Here is a 22,069-nt window from a genome sequence, read left to right on the forward strand (position 1 = left end):
ATATGTCATATATTTCTTCCTTCTGAAAAACATTAAAAATCCGGTTTACTGGATCATACTGCTGATATTGACGGGTATTGCGATATATTTTGTCTGTACATATGATTGTGTGTGTAATCTCAAGTATTGCACAATTAATAAAATGATCGGATTAATATTTGTCAGCAGTCTATTTACCGCCATATTTTTCATAAAAAGAAATATCACCCATATAAAATCACTGGCTCATGCAGAGCAGGCTAGGGTAGATGCCGAGCTCAAAGCTTTAAAAGCCCAGATCAACCCTCATTTTCTGTTTAATACTTTAAATATGCTGTATTCAGACGCAATTGCTGTAAATGAAGATATTGCAGATAAAATTCTCAAACTTTCAGATAATCTTCATTACCTGATACATGAAGGCCAGAAAAAGGAAATATTACTGGAGACAGAAGTTCATTTTATTGAAAATTATCTGGTCCTGCAGAAATCAAGAATAGGAGACCGTGTAGATATTCAGTTTCATGTGCATATTGATGATCAGTCACAGCTTATTCCACCTTTATTATTTATTCCGTTTATAGAAAATGCCTTCAAATATTCAAGCATGCTTGAAGGAAAGGAAGCTCCTGTTTTAATAGATATTCATTCTTCCAAAGGGATCATCAGCCTGAAGGTCAGCAATAAATTCAATGCAAAATACAGGGAGAATCAAAAGAAAGAATGGAAAGACAGCGGTATTGGAATAGAAAATGTAAAACAGAGGCTGGAAATACTTTTCCCTTCCAGACACGAAATTAAGATTACAGAAAATGAAGACCAGTTTTTAGTTAATTTAATAATAAACACACGATGAAATGTATCATAATAGAAGATGAGCTGCCCGCTATAAAATTACTGAAGACCTATGTAGACAAAACATTGTTTTTAGAATGCCTGGGCGTATTTCAGTCAGTTTCTGAACTGCCTTCCGGTATACTGACGAAAGTAGATTTTATTTTTTTAGACGTTCAGCTGCCGGGAATAAACGGCCTTGATTTTTTAAAAAGCATTGATAAAAAGCCGAAAGTCATTATTACAACTGCGCATAGGGATTATGCAGTAGATGCCTTTGAGCTGGCAGTGGATGATTATCTGCTTAAACCATTTTCATATGAACGGTTTTTGAAATCCATCTACAGGTTGCAGGAAGACACAAAATCTGAAAAAGACGAAAATAAGAACGAACTTTTTGTTTATACAGATAAAACGTTCTTCAAAATCAATAAAAACGAGATCTATTATATTAAGGCAGAAGTAGATTATGTGAATATTTTTTATGAACACAACCAACTTCTTGTACAGGACAGTATGAATAACTGGGAAAATAAATTAAAAGAAGATGGCTTTATAAGAGTACACAGATCATATCTTATTAATTTTAATAAAATAATCAAAGTGGAAGGTAATTTAATTCATATTAAAGACACCATCATTCCGATCGGGAAAACTTACCAGACCGCTTTTTTTAATGCGATTAAAGAAAAGTAGTTCTCTATGGTATTGAAATGCTGATATTGAGGGTTTTGTATCAATACACATTTTTGGTATTAATCCACTTTTATGCATACAGTCATAAAGTTTTTCTGTTACAAATTTTAATTTTGAATCACCATAATAGTTGTAGTATCAATCTCTGCATCTTAGTAACCCTCCTGATAAGAGGGTTTTTGTGTGATTCTGTGACACTGATCTGAGGATAACCTTTACAAAATAGGACTTATCTGTTACATTTCAGGCTATACATCATAAACAATGAAATATGGATTTAAAAATATTATCAGTCGTCTGGGGAGTGCAGGATATGAACAGAGCTGTTGCTTTCTGGTCTGAAGCCCTGAACTATAAACTCAAAAAAGATCCCGAACCGGATTTTGCCATCCTGATTCCTGAAGACGGGCAGGGAATTCAGTTATCATTAAAACTGACCACATCCCCGGAACCGAAAAGGCATCACATAGATCTTATAACGGATCATCAGGATCGGGAAGTGGAACGTTTACTCCATTTAGGAGCCGAAAGGATGAAAGACTGGAATTACGAACAGGATGCAGACTATGTGGTCCTGCTGGATCCCGAAGGAAATTCCTTTTGCGTCGTACAGGCCCCGGAAAACCCATAAAAAAACGCCTTAAGATCAAAGATCCTAAGGCGCTGTTATTTTCATTAATTAATATCAGCTTAGTATATCACATGGTGCATAGCAAAGTATCCATGGACATTTTTTTATTCCCGGTGGCGGGCAGCATGCTTCGGAGCAGCTGAGTGCTCCGCCATTGATGTTTTTCAACTGGTCTCTTGAAATTTTCTTACAATTTTTCATAGTCAAGTCATTTAAGCGTTACAATTTAAGGCTGATTTCCGCCGCCACATCCATCGTACGGCATGCATTGCCATTTCCCGTTGATTAGGCATATCTGACCTCCAGGGCAGTTAATACCTCCTTTAATAGCTTTCAGTTCCTGTCTTTCGATTTTTTTTAAATTTTTCATAATATTTAGGTTTAGTTCTGTTCGAAATTAATCAATTTTTATTTACTGAGGTAAATTATTCTTAAAAAATATTTATTATCCGTGTGAGTTTACCGGTGTGATATTGATGGATAAGCCTTTTAAATCAGGTAAAATATATCAGCTCTGAAAGTTTTCCCGGAATGAAGTTCATCAGAACATACTCTGAGATAAAAATCTTGTCTTGTGGCAAGTGGGATTTCATAATGACTTGGTAATTTTGATTCAACATATTACTTAACTAAATCCGGAATATTATGAAAAATCTATTCAAATCTTATACGTTATTCATCGCCGCTGTACTTATTTTACTGACTGTATCACAGATGAATGCTCAGAAAATAAAACCTTCTGACAGTGGCTATGCTCCTGTGAACGGGATCAAAGTTTACTATGAAGTATATGGCGAAGGCCGCCCTGTAATTTTGCTGCATGGCGCTTTTATGACCATTGATACAAACTGGGGAGAACTGATTCCCGAGCTTTCAAAAAACAGAAAAGTAATTGCCGTCGAATTGCAGGGCCATGGGCACAGCCCGTACTCAGACAGAAAATTATCTCATACCACATTGGCGAGTGATGTGGCAGGAGTAATGGATCATCTGAAGGTTGAAAGTGCGGATGTGGTAGGATACAGTTTTGGAGGCGCCATAGCCTATCAGTTTGCCATCCAGAGCCCTAAACGGTTAAAAAATCTGGTCATTATTTCTGCCACATATAAAAGCAGTGGCTGGATCCCTGAGATCAACAGTGTCTTTAAAACCATGAAACCGGCTCTTTTTGAAAATAGTCCTATGCATACAGCTTATAATGCAGTAGCTCCTGATAAGACAAAATGGACAAAATTCCTGGAGCAGATGATTGCTTCTGCCGGAACGCCATATGATATGGGAGATTCCAATATTGCTAAAATTACCGCTCCTGTGCTGATCATAGCAGGTGATAATGACGGACTGGATAAAACCGAACTCGCAAAAACCTATAAGTTATTGGGCGGGGGTATTGCCGCTGATATGGCTCCCATGCCAAAGTCCCAGCTGGCTATTGTACCGGGACAAAGCCATGTAAGCCTGATGATGCAGACCGCAACAATACTTGGCTACCTGAATAATTTCTTAAAATAATCTGAAGCTGTAACAGCCCATATTTTCTTTCATTAATACCATACCATATGAATACAAAATTTGAAGCAGGAATCAATATCGCCATCAAAATTCCAAAAAATAAATATCAAAAAACGGTCGCTTTTTACAGGGATATTCTGAAACTTGAGGTTGAAGAAAAGCCGATTACCAATCCTACGGTTTCCAGAACACATGAAGTAAAATTCGGACACAATGTGATATGGCTCGACTGTGTAGATAACTATACCCATTCCGAAACATGGCTGCAGCTTACTGTACCTGACGTAGAAGCTGCAACGGAATATCTGAAACTGAACGGAGTAGAGACCTGCGATGAAATTGAAGAACTTCCTGAAGGGATGCACTGGATCACAGACCCGGCAGGTACGGTCTTCAATCTGCAGCATGGGTGAAAGGTTTCAGAAAATATTTCTTCTTTTTAATCAAAAATCATTGTTTTCATAAAGTATTTCTTCTCTTTTGGATTTGGTTTGCTTTTTGTAGTGAGTGATGGATTAAAAAAATAAATAAAAAATTATGAAAATCTCTTATTGGGGAGCCGGAATTGTAGGTACAGCATTAGTACTTGCATTAAGCTCAAATGTTGTTTTTGCTAAAAAAGGTCTGAAACCCGTTTTTGAAAAAGTCAGTGCGAATTCAGATTCATTAAAAGTTGAAAGTCTGGCTAAAGAACTGAAGAAGCTGAAACCTCTTGGTTCTGATGCATTTAAAAGTAAATTTAAAAAAGAGATTAACGGATACAAGCTTACGGAAGTAACCGCTTCTGAAGATAATGAAACGGGTTCCTTCGCTACAGGAAATTATGCAAAAGCAGGTAAAAACATTTATCTGATGGTTACAGACGGGGCCGGACCCGGAGCTGAACAGGTAAAATCAAGTCTGCTTAATTACCTGGAAACAAAAAAATATGTAGAACCCGGAGATAAAACCAATATCAAAAGCTATAAGGGCTGGCAGGTATATTTTGATTACAGTATGTTTGACAGTGATCAACATACCAGCATCCAATATCTGGAAGGGAACAGGTATTCTGTAGTTTCATCAGGCAATAATGTTCCTATTGACGAGCTGAAAAGCTTTTTAGATAATTTTAGTCTGTAACATTACTTTTTATTATTTTTAGGCACCGAATTATAAAATTTAATAGTATCCTTATGACAATGAAACGATTCACTCTGATTTTGGCTGTGTTTTTTCAATTGGTAAGTATAACCGCATTTTCGCAGAAAACAGCAGGACTCAATTCTTTACTTACTAAAGAGTCAGAATTTATTTTCCCGCAGACTCCTGATAAAATTTCAAAAGCTCTGCAGGCAAAAACAATTTTCTATGAAGATGCCAATGAACAGAAATATGCAAAATGGCTGACCAAATCAGGTCTTGAGCTATACTGTGGTTTAGGAAAAAATAATATGATCAGCGAAATGTTTTTTGACATTCCTGATGATAAACCTGTAGTAGTAGAAGGCCTTCCTTTTGGTCTTGCAATGAATAAAACAACTTTAGAAGAGGCTAAAAGAAAACTGGGGAAATATGGAGCGAAAGTTCAGAAACTGGGAGACGACAGTGAATTTTCCGGAGGTTCAAAACTGACCTTCAAAAAAGGCAGACATTATACGACTTTACTTTTTGACAGCAAGAGTCTTTTAAAATCTATAGGCCTTACGAAAGAGCTTGCAGATCCTGCAGCAAACTGATCTATTTTTTAAGAAGCCTGACTTCATAAAAATCTTCCTGATCAACGGGAAATTTTAATTGCCACGGATGCACGGATTTTTTTATCCGTATATCCGTGGCAAAAAATATCTTCTATACTGAATGGAATCATTTAGTTACGCAGAAACTGACCAATTCCGGCAGAATCAAACGTAAAAACCGACTGACTTTCAGACTTATCTATTTTACTGCTGATCGTTAAAGCCCACAACACCAGTTCCTTGCAGAAATTCTGATCTTCTTTGCTTAATTCCGGTACATTTTCCTCAATTACTGCAGCCAATGGTGCTACTTTATCAAGTTTAGCATAAAACTCCTTATCAGTATCATTATAATGAAGTTCCAGATGATTTTTGTTGAACCAGCGGATCAGGTCTGTATAAGGTGTCCTGATATCTTCTTTCTCCAGTTTGGGAATACGGGGGAAAAGCGTTTCAAACTGTCTCATGACCGCCTTGTCAATTAATATCCTGGCCACATAATCTGCACCTTCCTGCTCACCTTCATATACCAGCTCGATTTTTCCGGTAATAGACGGGATAATAGACATGAAATCAAGCAAACGGACCGTGGTTTTTTCAGCTCCGGACTCAATGAGTCGTAATTTTGCTGCAGCTATCAGGTTTTCCATTGCACTGATGGTCAGCCGGGCACTTACACCGCTTTTTGCATCTACATATTCACTTTCACGGGCTGCAAAAGCAACTTCTTCCAAAAGATCTTTAGCCAGATCAGGAATCCGGATACTGGATTGGTCTTCGGACGAAATCATGGCTTCCTGTTCAGTAATCTGGCGGGCAAGGGCAATGGTTTTAGGATAATGGGTGAAAATCTGTGATCCGATCCTGTCTTTCAGTGGGGTTACAATGCTTCCCCGGTTGGTATAATCTTCCGGATTGGCGGTAAAGACAAACTGGATATCCAACGGCATTCTCAGCTGGAAACCACGGATCTGAACATCCCCTTCCTGTAAAATATTGAACAGGGAAACCTGAATCCTTGCCTGCAGATCGGGAAGTTCATTCAATACAAATATAGAACGGTTTGCCCGTGGAATCATTCCGTAGTGTAAAACCCTTTCATCAGAATAGGGCAGTTTTAAAGTTGCTGCTTTAATAGGATCTATATCTCCAATTAAATCTGCAACATTCACATCCGGTGTTGCCAGCTTTTCAAAGAAACGGTCGGAGCGGTGTACCCAAGAGACAGGTGTTTCATCTCCCAGTTCTGCAATAAGATCTCTGGCAAATTTAGAGATAGGATGAAACGGACTGTCATTGATTTCAGAACCTTTTACAACAGGCATGTATTCATCAAGCAGATCTACCATGCTTCTTGCAATCCTGGTTTTTGCCTGTCCCCTTAAACCGAGCAGGTTGATATGATGGCCGGCGAGAATTGCTTTTTTCAACTGAGGAATTACCGTGTCTTCATATCCCCAGAGTCCTTCAAATACAGGTTGTCCGGCCCTGATCCTTGCAATCAGGTTGGCCTGAATTTCTTCGTTGACTGTTTTATGAATATATCCGGAATCTTTCAGTTCCTTGAATGTAATATCGTTTTTCATTTCTTTTTAAATTAGTATCTGGTGAGAATTTCAGCGCTAAAACTTAAGTACTGTGATGGGTAAATCAGTTTTCTATATTCTCTTTATTCTGTTTTTTTCGTAATCTTCAAAAATCATCTGTCCAAGACCTGACAGGCCGGTTAAGAACGCTTTCCCTTTATTCTGGGCTGTGAAAGCTTCCACAAACTGGCGGAGGTAAGGATCCTGGGCAATCATAAAGGTTGTGATCGGGATTTTCAGTTTTCTGGCCTGCGCAGCCCGGTTGAGACATTGGTTCACGATCATTTCGTCAAGACCATAGCTGTTCATATAAAATTCTCCTGTAGGAAGCTGGATGCAGCTGGGCTTTCCGTCAGTAATCATAAAGATCTGTTTGTTGGTATTTCTTTTCCTGCGAAGAATATCCATGGCGAGTTCTAAACCGGCTACCGTATTGGTATGGTAGGGCCCGACTTTTAAATAGGGAAGGTCTTTGATTTTGATAGGCCATGCTTCGTTTCCGAACACGATGATATCTATAGAATCTTTAGGATATTTCCGTTTGATCAGTTCTACCAGTGCCATAGCTACCTTTTTGGCCGGAGTAATCCGGTCTTCACCATACAGGATCATAGAATGGCTGATGTCAATCATCAGTACGGTACTCATCTGTGCCTTGTGTTTGGTTTCTTCCACTACAAGATCATCTTCAGTTAGCCGCAGGTCAGAAATTCCGTTATTCACCTGTGCGTTTTTCAGGCTTTCGGTCATATTGACGGCAGACAGGTCGTCTCCATATTGGTAAGACCTGCTTTCACCATCCCGTTCATCACCGATGCCTGTCCTGGAAGTGCGGTGATTTCCGGTGCCGCTTTTTTTCAGTTTTCCGAAAATCTGATCCAGAGCATATTCACGGAGGGCAGCCTCCAGTTTTGGGGTCAAGATATTTTTGCCTTTCCCATTTCCGGAATTGCCCTCTTCGGAATCATCTTTCCTGATGTATCCCCGTTTTCTCAAATCTTCCTCAAAATCCTGTAAAGAATATTCATCATCAAAAATATCATATTCTTTATCAAGCATATCAAGCCATTCGAAGGCTTCTTCAATATCCCCGGAGGTGTGGGTAAGCAAATCTTTGAACACATCAAAGACCCGGTCAAAATGCGATATTTCTTCCGGTACATGTTTGCTGAATATAAAGCCTCTCTGGGGACTAAATTCTTTATTGGTCATAAGATGATGAAGCTTTTTTGCTGTTATCTGCTTTTGAATTTCACTGACAGTGCATTATGATGACCGGCAGGTATTCAGTATTGCTTTACTTTTTTAAAGAGACAAGTTAGCAAAATATCATTTCAGGAACTCTTATGAAAAATAGAAAAAACTAATGGTGGTTATATAAAATCGAAATATAGTTGGCCAGACTTTAGTTTCATCGTAATACCTAAATATCAGATGCTGCTGAATGATGGCTGTTCAGCTCGTTAATAAAGTAAGAAGGGGTAACTCCTTTTTCTTTTTTGAATGCGATCACGAAGACCTGGGATGAAGCATACCCGCATTCTTCTGCAAGGTAACTTATTTTATATTCTCTGTATTTAGGATCATTATACAGGTTGTGAACAATATAATTGATTCTTAAACTATTGATATAGGCATTGAAATTCTGCGATTTATTATTTCTGATTACTTCAGACAGGTATTTGGGATTGGTACTGAGCAGATTCGACAAATAGGCAATATTGATTCCTTTTTTGAGGAACTTTTCAGAATTTTCGAAGGTTTCCAGCTTCTTTAAAATTCTTTTTTCGGTCTCAGAGGAAATACAGGTTGTTAAATGATCTTTATTTTCATCCTCAGGCCCGGGATTGTTCTGATACAGCTCGTGGATGAGTTCATTATATTTTTTACGGTATTCATCGGCTCTTTTTTTATTGTATTTCCATGATACGGCAATAATCATAAAAATAATGACTGCTGCAGTGATAATGATGGCCAGTCTGTTTCTGCTGTAAACATCCCTGAAGGTATTGATTTTTTTTCTGGACTGATTGATCACGCTGATATTCTGGGCTTTATTGATGCTGTCATTCAGGTGGGTGTATAGCTTCAGGTATGTAAGCTCTTCCTCTGAATTTCCTAAAGCATTATAAGAATCTTTAATGATGTCATAGGCAGAAAGTCTTTCCTGTGGTTTTTTCTTTACTTTTTCAAGTTCCAGCACCTTTCTGGAATATCCTATACTTTTGTGATAATCTTTTTGGGTAAAATAAAAATAACTTACTGCTTCATACACTTCAATATCACAAAGTTTGAAATACTGCGGATGAGTAACAGAATAGACAAGTGCCTTCTGAAAATATTTTTCTGCAAGACCGGGCCTGGGTTTTTGGGGATGGTAGGCATAGGCAATCCCCATATTCATCAGCTGAAATATGGTAAGATAATAACATCTGATTTCCTGGTAGGCCGTAAGACCTGAAGAAGGTATTGATTTCAGCCTGTTCAGGCTTTTTTGTGTATAATATACCATGGAATCTTTAGCATTAATCCTTGAAAATACTCCTGCAAGAAGCATATATGCATTGGCGTAATAAAGATCTTTGTCTGTCTTATTCTCAATTCTGTCTGCGTATGTGGTATCTTCCAATAGCATTCTGGCTTCAGGCTGCAGACCCAGGTCTACTGCTGCACAGGCTTTGTTGAGATGGATCAGGCTTAGTGAATAATTGTCATTCTCTTCCTGGGCCAATTTTTCCGCTTCATCCCCGTATTTCTCAGAAAGGCTGTAATTTCCCCTTCTCAGAGCATTCCGTTGCAAAAGTATAAGTCCTCGGAGCTCTCCGGATCTGAAATTAATCTCTTTCGACTTATGGATCATTTGCCGGATATCATCCATATTGGTGATCTTTCCTACATCATTATACTCAATCAGGTCATATTGCTTCATGAGCTGTTTTTCTTTACTTCTGATATCCTGTGCAGGAAGTGGGTGGAAAATAAATAAGGGTAATAAAAAAGATATCAGGGAAAAACTTTTGATCATTATTTTTCAATTCATTTACGGTGTTAAAATTAAAATATTTTGCCTTAAAAATTTTTGATTTTATGCAATGATTACTGAAATTATTCTATTTTAATTTTATTGTATTTGTTTGGCTGTCATATGTTTGCGGTGTGATTTGCTGAAGTCTCCGGAAGACAGTTTTTAAGAAGGAGAATGGTAGAAGGATTTCTATAATCTTTCCTTTGTTCAGTTGTCGTACACAATATTGTGAAATAAATTTGACTAAAATTTAATGTATGAATAAAAGAACAAGACCATTTTTGTTAGCCATTGCCACCACTGCAATGAGCCTGCAGATGACTTATGCACAGCGTGGTTTTTTTAAAGATCTTTCTCATGGTGAAAAGGCTGAAAAAATGAAAACAGTTCCTGTTGAGAATATAAAAAAATATTCTATCCTGGAAATGAATGATACCGCATTAAAAACGTACCTATCATCCGCTCCTTCAGCCAGCCAGTACAAAAAATCCGGAATATCATTAGAAATTCCTTTACCCAACGGAAAGACAGAAACCTTTGTTATTTATGAATCATCAGTTCTTGCTCCCGAACTTCAGGCGCTACATCCGGATATCAGAACATATAAGGGAGAAGGAACCCGGAATCCGGGCTATAAAATCAGATTCAGTCTTACTTCAGAAGGTTTTAATGCTATTATCCTGGGAGTAGGAGGAGATACTGTTATTATAGAAAAAATCAGGAATGTAAATAATCTGTACAAAAGCTATTTTTCCAAAGACGCCCTGTTGCCAGCCCAGCCTGTTTCTCAAAACAGATGTGGTACCAGCCTTGATCTTGGGGCATTTACCCAAAAACTGCAGAATAATGCCAGTCTTGCCAACGGAAAATTGTCAAATGGTGACCATATTAAAAAATTTAAACTTGCCATAGCAGCTACAGGAGAATATACTGCTGCTTTCGGAGGGGGAAATGCCAATGTTGCCTATGCTACCATTGTAGCTTATGTCAATGAGGTGAATGCAGTTTACGAAGCGGAACTGGGCGTTAATTTACAGCTGGTAAGCGGTACAAATGTAGTGTATACCGACCCTGCTTCCGATCCCTATACGGCGAATGATCAGGGGACAATGCTGGATGAAAACAGGGCAAACCTTGCCAATGTAATCGGGAACGCCAATTATGACGTAGGGCATGTGTTTGGAGCCGGAGGCAGCGGGTCCGGAGGAGGAGTGGCCTTTTCGCCGGCAGTGTGTAATGATACCTATAAAGGTGGGGGTGTATCGGATATCGGTGATGAAGTGAATTATGCGAGAGTATTTTCTATTCAGCTGATCGCTCATGAGATAGGCCATCAGTTCGGAATGTCACACTCCTACAACAGTAATATTCCGGTGTGTACTACCCGAAGATATACGACCTCAGTGGAACCGGGATCCGGTGCTACCGTAATGAGCTATGGTTTTACCTGTGCCAATAATAACCCGGCTAACGGAGTGACTGGAGATGATGATTATTCTGACAGCTATGACGGAACGGGAAAAAAGATAGGCCCTTTCCTTAATTTTCATACAGCGAGTATAAAACAGGCTCTGGATTATATCTCTACGCTAAGCTGTTACACTACTGTGGCTTCAGGAAATACCATTCCGGTGATTAATGCTATGCAGGCTTCCTATACCGTCCCTAAATCAACGCCGTTCTACCTTAAAGGAACAGCAACGGATGGCGATAATGATCCGTTAAGCTATTCATGGGAAGGTACTAACATCAGTGATCTGCAGGATGTAACGGGAAGTAACGGATCTCCTGCTGCGCCTCCGGGCCTTGACGGAACTGTTCTTGAAAATACAACCCATCCGCCGTTCTTCAGGTCTTATCCCCCGGTTACGGCAGGTACAGATCCCGGGCTGAGATATTATCCGCTGCTTGCTGCTGTATTAGGTGGAACAAACTATTCAAAAGGGGATAAGCTGCCATCAGTAGCTGTTGAAACCACCCATACCCTTACCGTTCGTGACGGCAGAGGAGGAACAGTAACAAAAAATGTTGTAGTGAATGTAGATAATTCAGGTCCTTTCCTTATTACGAATGATCCATCCGGCACTTATACTCCGGGCTATAATCTCCCTGTGCATTGGAGCGTGAACGGTACGAATAATGCTCCGGTGAATTGCAAGCTGGTTGATATCTGGCTTTCAACCGATGGCGGATATACATTTACACTGCTGGCTTCAGCACTGCCTAATTCGGGAACAGCGAACGTTATTTTACCTAATGTGACGACGAGTCATGCAAGATTAAAAATAACACCGGGTACAAGTACGGTGTCCGGAAATGTTCCGGGGATCTTCTTCGATATTTCTAATACGGATTTTTCCATTGGCAGTACTTTAGCTGCGAATAATCCGGCCGCAAAGAATGATGAGATCAGGATATATTCCGATGCCCGCAATATTGTAGTGGCCTCTTCTGTTCAGAAAATTCTTTCAGTGGAGCTTTTTGATATGTCAGGACGTCATCTGTACAAAAAGAAAAATATCAATGCTAATATATTCTCTATTCCGGATATAGGTCTGAACAGGCAGGTGGTCATAGTGGAAGTTATTACACAACAAGGTAAAGTGGAAACCAAAAAACTTCTGATCAATTAACAGAAAGCTCATCCGAAAATTGATCTGCTGAAAACTCTGACATTTTCCTTCCGGGATAAGAAAAACCTGCTGGTAACAGCAGGTTTTTTTATTTTTAATATTTCATAATGATATTAAGCAAAAACCGGTAAAAGACAATAAGAATAAATATGTAGTGCTTCTTATTGATTACTCTCAATCCTATAAAAATAATTACTCAGAAATACAGACAGGGTAGAGATGCGACACATAGGTGTGAGGAGTATGAATGGATAGCGGAATCCGGCTCCTGATCAGGGATCTGAAGAAAGTATTAAATATTTTGTTGAACACCGATTTTTGCATCTTATTCTGAAAATATCCTGCCCGGAACAAAATTTTTAAGCTGTAAAAGGATTTTACTGTCAACTTATATTGAGTTTTACCGATTTTGTCTGATATTTACTATTATAAAGAAGTGAAAATTTACTTTAACTTTGTAAATTGTATGGTATCATACATATTGCAGAATTTTTGACAATAATGGTATATCATTGAAAATTAATAAGAAGTGAATTTAAATTATCCGGAAAATTAATTAGCTGACAAATAGATATGAAGAATAAATTCTTAAATTTTAAATTGAGGAAAGTAGTTCATTACTCGCTGATCATATGTATTTTATCAATACAGGTGATTATCGCCATATTCTTTTATAACGAATTTGTCAACGGAAAGAAACTTCAGTTTATCAAAAACCAGCTGGAAGACAGCAGAGCCCTGGGAGGATTAACGGATGATTCAAGGAAAGATTTTATGGCCGCCCAGGAACATTTCCAGAAATATATGGCTACCCAGGATGATAAGGATCTTCAGTCGTATTTTCAGTCGCTGAAAAAGCTTAAGCTGAATTTTGATAAAATCAGTGAATATGAAAATACCAGCCCGAGGCTGAAAAACGCTCTTGCACAGCATAAAAAGGATACGCTGAAAGTGACGCAACTGAAAACCCTGATCGATTCTGTATACCAGACTTCCCTGAACCCTCCTTCAAAAATTGAGGATAAAAAGTATGAGCCGGAGAAGTATAAGAATGATTTTGAAGATTTCAATATACAGACCCGTACTTATGCAGATACAATTAAAAAGAAAGGCTTTTTCGGACGTTTAAAGGATGCGGTAACCGGTAAAGTGGATGTTCAGAAGGAAAGCACGGTTATTACATTAACGAATAACAAAACCATAGATATTTCTCAGGTAAAATCAAAGATGGACAATACCATAAAGTCTATGGATAAGCATTATGCCGCAGAAGTGAAGAAGGTTCAGCAGTATGCCGCACAGAGCCAGAAAGATAATTTAAGGTTTTACAGTACATTTGGTAAGCTGCTGGTCTACAGCAACGGTCTTATCGATGTGTATGAAAGTGCCATCAGGGATTTTAAAGCCGAACTGGAAAAAGAATACAACAAACAAAGCTCGGATAATAACAGAATAAGAACTAACCTTGTCCTCGGATTGATGGTTCTGATGTTCATTGTATCTATCCTGATCATGTATTTTACAAGAATGGCATTTATTTATGAGCAGAAGCTTAATGTAGCCAATAATGAAATTAAAAAGAATCTTAATTTCAAGAACAGAATACTGGGAATGCTGAGCCATGATCTGAGATCTCCTTTGAAGATTATTAATATTTTTATTGATAAAATTCACAGATCTACCGGTGATGAGACCATAAAAGACTATCTGAAGTCGATAAAGTTTACCAACAGTACTTTGCTGCTGCAGTCTAATCAGATCCTGGAATATACGAAGAATCAGGATGCTGAAAAGAAACTGATACAGTCTGTCTTTAATCTTAAAGAAGAGATCAGTTCTATTGTAAAGGTGATTAACCCTTATCTGGAAACGAGAAACAATAAATTTGTAGTAACGGACAGGATTCCTGAAGATGTGGTGGTGTACTCGGATAATATCAGGATCAATCAGATTTTCATGAATATTCTGGGGAATGCCAACAAATTCACAGAAAACGGACAGGTGGATCTTACTATGTTCACAGAACCGGTGGATAAAAATACCATTGCACTGATCACCACGGTAGGAGATACCGGAATTGGAATCTCCGAATCTGATCTGGGTAAAATTTTTGACCCTTACTATCAGGGAATGGTATCTGATGAGGTTGATAATCTGGGAGCAGGACTGGGTCTGAACCTGGTAAAAGAGATTGTAGAACTTTTCGATGGAGAAATATCAGTAACGAGCAAGCTGCATAAAGGCACAAAAATAACTTTCAGGATCAACTTAAATATAAATCATAATGGAACAGCCAATGGAAAATAAGGAAATTGTATTTCTTTTAGCAGATGACCACAGTATTGTAAGACAGGGGATGGAGATCGTCATCAGTGATATTGTTCCGGATGCTAAAATCTACCAGACTTCATCTTTACAACAGGTGGTAGAGCTTATAGAATCCAAAGGAATAGAGATGGCTATCATAGATGCCCATTTTCCGGATGGAAACAGCTTACACATTTTGCCACAGATGAAAGCCGCCAATCCTGATCTCAAGATTTTGATCTTTACAGGTCTTGAAGAAGATCTGCACGTTCTAAAATTTATTAAAGCAGGAGCGAACGGATATTTGAGTAAACTGAGTGAAGAGGAAGAAATAAAAGAAGCACTTACAACCTTTATACAAAAAGGAGAGTATTTCTCTGAGCTGTCCAGAAATTTATTGGTGCAGTTTGTCTATAATCCCAATCTGATCAGCCCTCTCAGCAGCCTTACCAAAAGAGAAATGGAAATTGCAGAAATGTATGCAGAAGGCTATGGTAATCTGGAAATTGCAAATAATTTAAACATAAAGCAAAATACTGTAAGTACCATCAAAAAAAATATCTTTGAGAAACTGAAAATTGAAAACCTGGTTGAGTTGATCGAACTCATAAAAACCCATCACAAAATATAGCTCCCGGAAGGGGTATTCCTTATTTCCTGTGTTTTATCGATAAATATCTATAGAATTGCCGACATGTATCGATGGTTTTTGTAGATGATTTTATTTCGCAATGTTGTTACTTTGTAGTATAAAATTTACCAAATAAAAAAAAGTATGGAAGTCCATAAAAATGCTTTTTTAAAAAGGTCAATTTTTAAGCAAAAACACACAATGATCATAACTATAAAAATAATAAACTATAGTTATATAAAACACAAGTGATGAAGAAGAATTATGCAAGTGATGAAATAAAATACATAAGCGTATAATAGCCTTTAGTAAGAGCTTCTTGAAAAAAGCCAAATGATAAAAAAAACACAAATTACTATAGGGAAGTTCATACAGGTTATTAGTACAAGTAAAAAGGAGACTGCAGTGTCTCCTTTTTTTATGCCATTCGGAGACTAATATTTTTACCTGTTTACTGATCGGTCAATGGAGTATTTTCCGCCTCCCAATGTCATAAGCGAAAGACAGATTCCCAGTACCAGCAGATGATATTCAAACCCTTCGGCACCGGCAGGCATCTTTCCGAACCAGTTCATGAAGAAACCATGGGAAGCATGATCTGTAACAATCATTCCTACAAATAAAGAAAAAACAGCTATGGCCGTAATTTTTGTCCATGCTCCCAGTAACAGAAATAAAGTTCCCAGACATTCGATGGCGATTGCAGTAGCAGCAACGATTGGTGAAAGTCCCACATGGGTGGTCATATAATCCATTTCTCCTTTTAGCCCCGGTCCTTCAAACCAACCGAATAATTTTTGGGCTGCATGGGGAAATAATACGATTCCTAAAGTGAGCCTTAGAATAAGCGGGGACCATGTATCATCTCCAGATACAATCCACTGTTTGATTGCTTTGTTCATTTTTTTTACAGGTTTTGATGAACAAAATTAATGCAGCATCTGTTGTTTTTCCTGTGATTTTTGGTACAAAAAAGTTGTGCGGTTTGTCACACGTTGGAAGGCTCGTCTCTATATTGCTGACCTTTGAGCCTGCTCAGTGTTTCACGGGTAATACCCAGGAAAGAAGCTATGTGCTGTTGGGAAAGACGCTGCTCAAACCAGCCGTATGATCTTGCAAATTCCTGATACCGCTCTTCAGCCGGCTTCTGCTGGAACAGGATCCTTTTCTGAAGAGAAATGAAAGCGCTCAGGAAGATCTGACGAAAGTAACTTTCCAAGGCAGGAATTTCTATAAAAAGCTGCTCCAGTCTGTTTTTTTCAATCATCAAAACCTCAGTATTTTCAATAGCTTCAATATTATAGACGGAGGGCTGGGCATGCATCATACTGTACCAGTCGGAGATCCACCAGTTTTCAAATGCAAACTGAACCGTATTTTCCCGGCCGTTCTCGCTGACCTCATATTGTCTCAGACAGCCTTTGATCACAAAAGAATCATAGGTACAGATGTTACCTTCCTGTAACAGATACTGTTTTCTGCGGAATTTCCGGTAAACCAATGCAGAGCAGAAAAGCTCTTTTTCCTGATCCGACAGGAGGACGTACTGGCTGATGTGGTTTACTATACCTTCGTATTGAGGAGCCATTTCGTATGATTTGGATGTTTATTCAAAGATAACTATTCTTTTGGTGGATCAGATTTCCTTTGAACTAAAAAATCTTTTTTGCCGGAAATGTACCGGTTTTATTAAAATATTCTACAGCAGATATTCATTACAGGCGGTTATCATTTCCATACAGAATGGCAACTCCAGATTTTTTACGTACAATCTGACGCAGTGCCTTCTGAAATTCGTCAACAGCATGAGGTTCCGCAATAATCTCAAACTGAATTTTACATTGGGTTTCAGGCCGGAAGGTGGCATCAGTGGCCATGGTAATCTGAATACCAATCTGAGAAAGTGAAGAGGCCGGATAAAGCTTCATAGAGAAATAGGACAGGGTAGAATCTTTATGCCCAAATTCAAAAAAAGGAATTGTATTATTTTGTGGGAAATCAGTGAGGCTGTCGGTAAAGTGCTCAAAGGCTTTGCGATCCCCGTAACCCCACGTTTCTCCGGAGAAAACAGTGTTGGAGCCTTTAATATCAAATATCATATCTATATCATCATCACTTACGTTAATTTCCAGGTAAGATTTCAGGTTCATGGTCTGTTTAGAATATTTTTATTTTTCAAATATAATCAATTAGTAGCCGTATTTACGGAAAAGTCTTGCTGAAAAGAAGAAAATATCTATCTTTCAGGAAACTAAGAGCCATGCTGAAAATTCTTACATTTCTGTCTTTGCTTTCTGCTGTTCATATCTGTTCTCAGTTGAAGCTCGGGGTAAAGATAGCAGATGATGAACCCAATGAATCTATGATACCGGAAACTTTTAAAATGTATACATCCGGGGCGTCCCCAAAAGGATATATTTTAGAATTCATCCTCACCAATACTTCTTCGCAGGCTGTTTCCTTTCCTTTGGATACCCGCAGCTATGCAATACCTTTTGCCGAAGATACAAGTGTTTATTATCAGGAAGATAATATATCTTCGGCCCCTGACAGGCTGTATCGTCTGGGAGTGTACGGATTCATCAATCAGAACGGGTATATTCCTGAAGGAGACATAGGATGTTCAATGCCTGATGTGACAGAACATCCGGAAAGCAAAAAAGACAGGGAAGAAAGAGAAATGATGATCAGTACATGGAAAAAAGAAAATGACTTTGTGAATGAAAAACAGCTGGTGAATAATTGGTACATCATGAAGAATATGAGAACCCTGAAACCCAAAGAAAGCATTCATTACAAAATGTATTTCAATCCTTTTTTCAAAAAACTCTGCCATTACTGTTATCATGAATTTTATGACGGGCTTAAACCCGGATTACCTTATGATGTTAACTTCAAGGTCATCCTGAATGAGGATGTATATCAGTTGATGACAACAGAGCAGCAGAAACAGTATAAAAATCTTTATACAAAGACCGTAATCTCCAATACACTCAGATTTGACGGCCTTTAAAGAGAAAAATGGAGAGATCACCTGTAAAAAACTCTTGAATTAAGAATCTAAAGTTATGAATCCGCTCCATTTTTTTGAGTTCAATGCAGGGATTTAACTGAACTTCTGAATGGCTTCAGGGCTCACAGGGGTGAAAAAATTAATAAGATTTCCATCCGGATCTGAGAACAGGAGTGAGCGGTTACCCCATGGCATGGTGGCAGGCTCCTGAACAATGCGGTCCGTAAGGTTTTTAATTCTTTCATATTCCTCATCTACACTGGCTACCAGAAATTCTATAATGGTATTTTTAGAACTTTCAGCAGCAGTCTGATGTTCAGTCCCGAACATTTGCATGGTGCGGGTACTGCCAATGGCAATGGTAATGGAATCTGTGGAGAGTTCAGCAAAGTCTTCCGTATACCAGCGGGCTTTCAACCCTATAGTATTTTCATAAAACTGAACAGATTGTCTGATGTCCTGTGTGATGATCCTTAATGATGTTAATTTCATTGGTTTAAAATTGTGTTATTGAATAATTTTAAACAAAGGTAGAGTGGAGTAGTGACAACAGGATGTCAGCAGCTTCTGTTTTTATTTTCCATTGATCTCATCAATCATTAAAACTATCCGGCAAGGTCTTCGGGAGGATCGTAGCCAAAAGGTACAGATGAATTCCTATTTATTCCAGAAACCACAATTCAAAACAGCTCCCTTCCTGCAGGGCTTTATAATTAAGATAACCGCCATGAGCTTCCATGATACTTTTAGTAAGCGTAAGCCCGATTCCGGAGCCATTGGACCTCGTTGTAAAAAACGGGAGGAATATCTTGTCTTTGATCTCAGAAGGAACTCCTGAGCCGTTATCCGTGATGCTTATAATAATCCGGTTGTTGTGAGACCTTACAACGGTAGTGATGATTTTGTTTTCTTTTTCAGAAAGGGCATGAATTGCATTGAGATAAACATTGATCAGGCTGCGTTCAACCATTTTTTCATCTGCGGACACAATATGGTTTCCAAGGTCTGAGCTCATCCGGATATTATGCTTCTCAAATTCCGGTTTCAGAAAACTGATGGCAGCTTCAATAACTTTTTTGAGTGGAACAGGGGAAAGGACAGGCTTAGGCAATTCTGCAATCTGGCGGTAGTGATCCACGAAATTTAAAAGCTGCTTTGATTTGGAATTGATGATCATGAGGCTGTCTTTCATTTCCTGCTGATCTTCGGGATCTATCACTTCCTGGTTGCTGATGTATTCAAGATTCTGGATCAGGCTGTTGACCGGAGTTAAAGTATTCAGGAGCTCATGGGAGATCACTTTCATCAGATTGTTCCAGGCCAGTTTTTCTTTTTGTTCTATGATTTTCTGCACAGATTCCATGGTGATGACATAGAAACGGTGCTGGGTGTTTTTTATCTGCTTGGTCCTGAGGGAAAAAGACTGTTTGGTATTATTATGAATGGAAATATCAAAAAACTCCTGTGAACTCTTATAGCCTGTTTCTTCAATAATTCTGTAAAATTCAGGTACTTTGGCGGCATACAGTTCCCAGCGGTTGTATTTGGGAACCTTTAAAATATCAAGAAAGGTGTTGTTTACATAAAATACATCCCAGTTTTTATCTTTTTCAGACAGGATGATCAATCCCGTTTCCATTTGATCCAGGATACTTTCATAGAGGAGTTTATAGGAAGATAAAGAAAACTGTTCCTCTTTGCTCTGGTAATACAGACGGATACTGTTATCAAGCAGCGGATCACCTTCCATCCGGGGAAATAGTGAAAAATCTTTCTTTCTGACAGCATAAATGATTTTTTCCGCTTTTGAAGTACGGGCAAGGAATGAATAATACATCAATGCCACAAAAACAATCGTAAGCAGGATAAAGAGCAGGGTATTGAACCATTTTCCTTCCGAAAAAAAGTGATAGGCACCAATTCCACAAGCAATAGCAAGCAAATTGTAGATGAGTCCTAAATGATAGCTTTTATTCATTATGTAAAAACAAATTTTTATTCATATTTAAAATTGGTTTGTGATGGCAGTCAGGAATTACAGGTGCGCAATACTTCCGGCCTATCACTTCACTTACAGTCCAAATTTCTCCATTCTCCTGTACAAAGCAGCCCGGGAAAGTCCCAGGTCTTCTGCGGCCAGGGAAATATTTCCTTTGTGTTTCCTTAGCGCTTTCCTGATAAGGACTTCTTCCATCTCTTCAATATTGAGGTTGACAATAGTGTTTTCCTGTTCCTCCAGCTGTGGGATCAATACCTGAAGCTTATTATCGTTGGATAAAATAACACTTCTTTCAAGACAGTGATCAAGTTCCCGGATATTTCCCGGCCATGGAAACTGGGTAAGTCCGGCCATGAGCTCATGGGTAAGTTCAAGACCGGGTTTATGGTACTTTTGTTTGTAACGGTCCAGGAAATATTGAGCCAGCAGCCCGATATCTTCCTGTCTTTCCCGTAAAGCAGGGATCTTCACTTCCACAGTATTGATCCTGTAATACAGATCCTGGCGGAAACGGTTTTCTGCAACGGCTTTTTTCAGGTTTTCATTGGTGGCAAAAATAAAACGTACATCCAGTATCCTTTCTTTAGATTCTCCCAGTCTGGATAATTTCCTGTTCTGGATCAGGCTGAGTAATTTCGCCTGAAGCTGAAGAGGCAGGTTGCCGATTTCATCAAGAAAAACAGTTCCGTTCTGGGCATTTTCAATTTTTCCCGTATAATCCTGGTTGGCATCTGTAAAAGCTCCTTTTTTATACCCGAACAGTTCAGATTCAAAAAGATTCTCCGAAATACTTCCCAGGTCAATATGCACAAACGGTTGGTTTTTCCTTTCAGACTGCTCATGAATAGATTCGGCAAGAACATATTTTCCTGTTCCGTTTTCACCCAATAACAATACATTGGCATCAGTGGGAGCAACCCGCCTGATCTGTTCGAGCACTTCCTGCATCCCCGGAGAACGGCTTTCCAGCTGATATTGGCTGTTTTTATGATGTACATTTTCCCATTGGCTGAGCTTTCTGTTTTTTCTTGAAATATCTACAGCAAGATTGACAGAGGCATACAGTTTCTCATTGTTCCACGGTTTCAGAATAAAGTCTGAGGCCCCGTTTTTCAGTGCTTCCACAGCCAGTTCCACTTCACCGTAAGCCGTCATGAGTATGATAGGCAGCTGAGGTTCCAGTGTCTTTATCTCGTTCATCCAGTAAAGACCGTCCTGCCCGCTTTCAAAACCTTTTCTGAAATTCATGTCCAGTACAACAGCGTCTACCTGGTTTTCCGTCATGAATTTTAAAATTTCTGCCGGCTTACTCAGGCAGCTTACCTGTGAAAAAAACTTTTTCAGCCAGACTCTTGCTGAAAACAGGATATCTTCGTCATCATCTACAATCAGGATATGAGCTTCTTTTTTACGCATATTGTGGTATTGCTCTTTTAAAATGGTTAAAACTGTTCATTTCCGTACAAAAAGTGTCCGATAATGAACAGTTCCCGGAAAGGTATTAA

General features: G+C 38.7%; 22 protein-coding genes. 11 read left to right on the top strand and 11 right to left on the bottom strand.

What is annotated here, in order from left to right; translation table 11 throughout:
* The first annotated feature begins 142 nt into the window (after positions 1-142).
* The 3 genes from BBI00_RS03130 to BBI00_RS03140 all read left to right on the top strand — a co-directional run bounded on the left by BBI00_RS03130 (position 143) and on the right by BBI00_RS03140 (position 2,140).
* The gene (locus tag BBI00_RS03130) at positions 143-835 is read left to right on the top strand and encodes a sensor histidine kinase (RefSeq protein ID WP_065397401.1); all 693 of its coding nucleotides are present in this window, start codon (positions 143-145) and stop codon (positions 833-835) included.
* Positions 832-1,509 carry a LytR/AlgR family response regulator transcription factor gene (locus BBI00_RS03135; RefSeq protein ID WP_065397402.1) on the top strand — a complete coding sequence of 226 codons (678 nt, stop codon included), beginning with the start codon at positions 832-834 and terminating at the stop codon, positions 1,507-1,509. The genes BBI00_RS03130 and BBI00_RS03135 overlap by 4 nt, the downstream gene beginning before the upstream one ends.
* Before the next feature lie 271 nt (positions 1,510-1,780).
* Positions 1,781-2,140, top strand: a complete 360-nt coding sequence (locus tag BBI00_RS03140; protein WP_065397403.1) for a VOC family protein — start codon at positions 1,781-1,783, stop codon at positions 2,138-2,140.
* A 54-nt stretch (positions 2,141-2,194) separates the two neighbouring features.
* On the opposite strand, the gene BBI00_RS23220 is transcribed toward BBI00_RS03140, so the two are convergent.
* Together BBI00_RS23220 and BBI00_RS23225 are read right to left on the bottom strand one after the other, a co-directional pair.
* A complete protein-coding gene (locus BBI00_RS23220; protein WP_165602490.1) occupies positions 2,195-2,341 on the bottom strand; it encodes a bacteriocin-like protein in 147 nt (48 codons plus the stop codon).
* Positions 2,342-2,366: 25 nt separating this feature from the next.
* Positions 2,367-2,510 (bottom strand): bacteriocin-like protein, encoded by a 144-nt coding sequence (locus tag BBI00_RS23225; RefSeq protein ID WP_156173307.1) that lies wholly within the window; start codon positions 2,508-2,510, stop codon positions 2,367-2,369.
* A 275-nt stretch (positions 2,511-2,785) separates the two neighbouring features.
* Between BBI00_RS23225 and BBI00_RS03145 the strand changes: the two genes are divergently transcribed.
* The 4 genes from BBI00_RS03145 (at position 2,786) to BBI00_RS03160 (ending at position 5,370) form a co-directional block, all read left to right on the top strand.
* Entirely contained in the window at positions 2,786-3,652 is an 867-nt protein-coding gene (locus BBI00_RS03145) for an alpha/beta fold hydrolase (RefSeq protein ID WP_065397404.1), read from the top strand.
* Positions 3,653-3,699: 47 nt separating this feature from the next.
* On the top strand, positions 3,700-4,065 hold the full coding sequence (locus BBI00_RS03150) for a VOC family protein (protein ID WP_065397405.1): 366 nt from the start codon (positions 3,700-3,702) through the stop codon (positions 4,063-4,065).
* Between the two features lie 124 nt (positions 4,066-4,189).
* Positions 4,190-4,774, top strand: a complete 585-nt coding sequence (locus tag BBI00_RS03155; protein ID WP_065397406.1) for a hypothetical protein — start codon at positions 4,190-4,192, stop codon at positions 4,772-4,774.
* A gap of 53 nt (positions 4,775-4,827) precedes the next feature.
* A complete protein-coding gene (locus tag BBI00_RS03160) occupies positions 4,828-5,370 on the top strand; it encodes a hypothetical protein (protein WP_065397407.1) in 543 nt (180 codons plus the stop codon).
* Positions 5,371-5,501: 131 nt separating this feature from the next.
* Here BBI00_RS03160 and BBI00_RS03165 read toward each other — a convergent pair whose 3' ends face one another.
* The 3 genes from BBI00_RS03165 to BBI00_RS03175 all read right to left on the bottom strand — a co-directional run bounded on the left by BBI00_RS03165 (position 5,502) and on the right by BBI00_RS03175 (position 9,981).
* Positions 5,502-6,956 (bottom strand): sigma 54-interacting transcriptional regulator, encoded by a 1,455-nt coding sequence (locus BBI00_RS03165; protein ID WP_065397408.1) that lies wholly within the window; start codon positions 6,954-6,956, stop codon positions 5,502-5,504.
* A 72-nt stretch (positions 6,957-7,028) separates the two neighbouring features.
* Positions 7,029-8,168, bottom strand: coding sequence for a vWA domain-containing protein (locus BBI00_RS03170; RefSeq protein WP_065397409.1), 1,140 nt, complete (start codon positions 8,166-8,168; stop codon positions 7,029-7,031).
* A gap of 211 nt (positions 8,169-8,379) precedes the next feature.
* Entirely contained in the window at positions 8,380-9,981 is a 1,602-nt protein-coding gene (locus tag BBI00_RS03175) for a helix-turn-helix domain-containing protein (RefSeq protein WP_083988409.1), read from the bottom strand.
* Positions 9,982-10,238: 257 nt separating this feature from the next.
* Here BBI00_RS03175 and BBI00_RS03180 point away from each other — a divergent pair, with 257 nt between their 5' ends.
* The 3 genes from BBI00_RS03180 (at position 10,239) to BBI00_RS03190 (ending at position 15,552) form a co-directional block, all read left to right on the top strand.
* Entirely contained in the window at positions 10,239-12,614 is a 2,376-nt protein-coding gene (locus BBI00_RS03180) for a reprolysin-like metallopeptidase (protein ID WP_065397410.1), read from the top strand.
* A 573-nt stretch (positions 12,615-13,187) separates the two neighbouring features.
* The gene (locus BBI00_RS03185) at positions 13,188-14,921 is read left to right on the top strand and encodes a sensor histidine kinase (RefSeq protein ID WP_065397411.1); all 1,734 of its coding nucleotides are present in this window, start codon (positions 13,188-13,190) and stop codon (positions 14,919-14,921) included.
* A complete protein-coding gene (locus BBI00_RS03190) occupies positions 14,899-15,552 on the top strand; it encodes a response regulator transcription factor (protein WP_228394703.1) in 654 nt (217 codons plus the stop codon). Before BBI00_RS03185 ends, BBI00_RS03190 begins: the two co-directional genes overlap by 23 nt.
* Positions 15,553-15,995: 443 nt before the next feature.
* On the opposite strand, the gene BBI00_RS03195 is transcribed toward BBI00_RS03190, so the two are convergent.
* From BBI00_RS03195 to BBI00_RS03205, 3 genes are all read right to left on the bottom strand, one after another.
* Entirely contained in the window at positions 15,996-16,454 is a 459-nt protein-coding gene (locus tag BBI00_RS03195) for a DoxX family protein (protein ID WP_065397412.1), read from the bottom strand.
* An 86-nt stretch (positions 16,455-16,540) separates the two neighbouring features.
* Positions 16,541-17,140: a Crp/Fnr family transcriptional regulator gene (locus BBI00_RS03200; protein WP_065397413.1), complete on the bottom strand. Its 600-nt coding sequence runs from the start codon at positions 17,138-17,140 to the stop codon at positions 16,541-16,543.
* A gap of 127 nt (positions 17,141-17,267) precedes the next feature.
* Complete coding sequence (locus BBI00_RS03205; RefSeq protein WP_065397414.1) at positions 17,268-17,702, bottom strand: hypothetical protein; 435 nt, start codon at positions 17,700-17,702, stop codon at positions 17,268-17,270.
* Between the two features lie 110 nt (positions 17,703-17,812).
* Here BBI00_RS03205 and BBI00_RS03210 point away from each other — a divergent pair, with 110 nt between their 5' ends.
* Positions 17,813-18,565 (top strand): hypothetical protein, encoded by a 753-nt coding sequence (locus BBI00_RS03210; RefSeq protein ID WP_065397415.1) that lies wholly within the window; start codon positions 17,813-17,815, stop codon positions 18,563-18,565.
* A 93-nt stretch (positions 18,566-18,658) separates the two neighbouring features.
* On the opposite strand, the gene BBI00_RS03215 is transcribed toward BBI00_RS03210, so the two are convergent.
* The 3 genes from BBI00_RS03215 to BBI00_RS03225 form a co-directional block, all read right to left on the bottom strand.
* The gene (locus tag BBI00_RS03215) at positions 18,659-19,057 is read right to left on the bottom strand and encodes a VOC family protein (RefSeq protein WP_065397416.1); all 399 of its coding nucleotides are present in this window, start codon (positions 19,055-19,057) and stop codon (positions 18,659-18,661) included.
* A 169-nt stretch (positions 19,058-19,226) separates the two neighbouring features.
* Complete coding sequence (locus BBI00_RS03220; RefSeq protein WP_228394704.1) at positions 19,227-20,543, bottom strand: sensor histidine kinase; 1,317 nt, start codon at positions 20,541-20,543, stop codon at positions 19,227-19,229.
* A gap of 93 nt (positions 20,544-20,636) precedes the next feature.
* Positions 20,637-21,980, bottom strand: a complete 1,344-nt coding sequence (locus BBI00_RS03225; RefSeq protein ID WP_065397418.1) for a sigma-54-dependent transcriptional regulator — start codon at positions 21,978-21,980, stop codon at positions 20,637-20,639.
* Positions 21,981-22,069: the final 89 nt, after the last annotated feature.

Source organism: Chryseobacterium arthrosphaerae, assembly GCF_001684965.1.
GTDB classification, from domain to species: Bacteria; Bacteroidota; Bacteroidia; order Flavobacteriales; family Weeksellaceae; genus Chryseobacterium; species Chryseobacterium arthrosphaerae.